The organism is Elizabethkingia argenteiflava (assembly GCF_009904105.1).
In the GTDB taxonomy this organism is placed as follows: domain Bacteria; phylum Bacteroidota; class Bacteroidia; order Flavobacteriales; family Weeksellaceae; genus Elizabethkingia; species Elizabethkingia argenteiflava.
Genome location: NZ_JAAABJ010000344.1, coordinates 1 through 1,199, shown reverse-complemented (window position 1 = coordinate 1,199; position 1,199 = coordinate 1). Strand labels below are relative to the sequence as shown.

General features: G+C 32.7%; 2 protein-coding genes. Both read left to right on the top strand.

From position 1 onward, the window contains the following. The first annotated feature begins 368 nt into the window (after positions 1 to 368). Positions 369 to 683 carry a DNA adenine methylase gene (locus tag GNY06_RS03930; protein ID WP_166518897.1) on the top strand — a complete coding sequence of 105 codons (315 nt, stop codon included), beginning with the start codon at positions 369 to 371 and terminating at the stop codon, positions 681 to 683. 298 nt (positions 684 to 981) lie between these two features. Then, on the top strand, positions 982 to 1,194 hold the full coding sequence (locus GNY06_RS13645) for a hypothetical protein (protein ID WP_212995077.1): 213 nt from the start codon (positions 982 to 984) through the stop codon (positions 1,192 to 1,194). Positions 1,195 to 1,199: the final 5 nt, after the last annotated feature.

The following is a 1,199-nucleotide window of genomic DNA, read 5'->3' as shown; positions in this document are numbered from 1 at the left end:
GTTGTAACGTTTTTTTATATATTTCCAATGGGCATCTGATAAGTCGGTTAAGTACATGTTTTTAAAGTTTTATCACTTCAAAGAACGTAACACTAAACTTCTTTTAGATGCCCTTATTATTTTTTTTCGCTTATTTTTAAACAGGCTCTAAGTAATAATTAATCTTTTAACAACTGATCTATACGATGCATCCGATGGATTCCAAAGTTTTCATTCAATAAAAAAAAACAAGCTATCCGCTAAGCCCTCAATCTTAGCCACCAGACAGGTAATCACCGGCAATTACAGCCAGAACCCTTTTGGTTATAAAGAGACTAAGCAATGGTATGAAAAACTGAAAAACTGAAAAATTAGAATATAAATAATTCATGAAAAAATATTACAGATCTCCCCTTCCTTTTCAAGGACAAAAACGCAATTTTTCAAAAGAATTTAAACAAGCTCTTAAATCATTTCCCTCAAATGCTACTTATGTCGATCTCTTCGGTGGGTCGGGCTTACTGAGCCATACCATTAAGCAACACTATACTGATGCTAAGGTGGTTTTCAACGACTACGACAATTATACTAAGAGATTAAAAAACATGGAGAAGACAAATAAATTAATTTCCGATTTACGAGATATCTGCTCAGCGGAGGGAAAAAAATCAAAATTCCACAGCCTATTAAGGATAAAATTTTAAACCGTCTTGAACAAGAAAAAGGCTACGTTGATTACATGAGTATCTCTCAGAATATTCTCTATCCGATGCACTATTTAAAGGACTTAGAACAATTCAAGAAAGAAACACTATACAACCTAATAACTAAAAAAAAAAATACGAAAATGAAGGCTATCTTCAAGGAGTAGAGATTGTTCATAATTGTGATTATCTGTCTTTATTTGAAAAATACAAGCATCTTGATAATGTCGTCTATGTAGTGGATCCTCCCTATCTTTCTACAGATATATGTACCTAGTCGAATAAAAATTACTGGAAATTGACAAACTATTTAAACGTGCTGAACGTTTTAACCAAAACTTCATATATCTACTTCACGTCTAATAAATCTTCAATACTCGAATTGTTGCAATGGATCGAGTATAATTATGATGTTGAGACGCCCTTCACTGGAGCAACAAAGATCGTAAAGCAGGTCTCAAGTACCCCTACATCAAGCTATCAGGATATTATGATATATAAAAGTATTTAATAGCG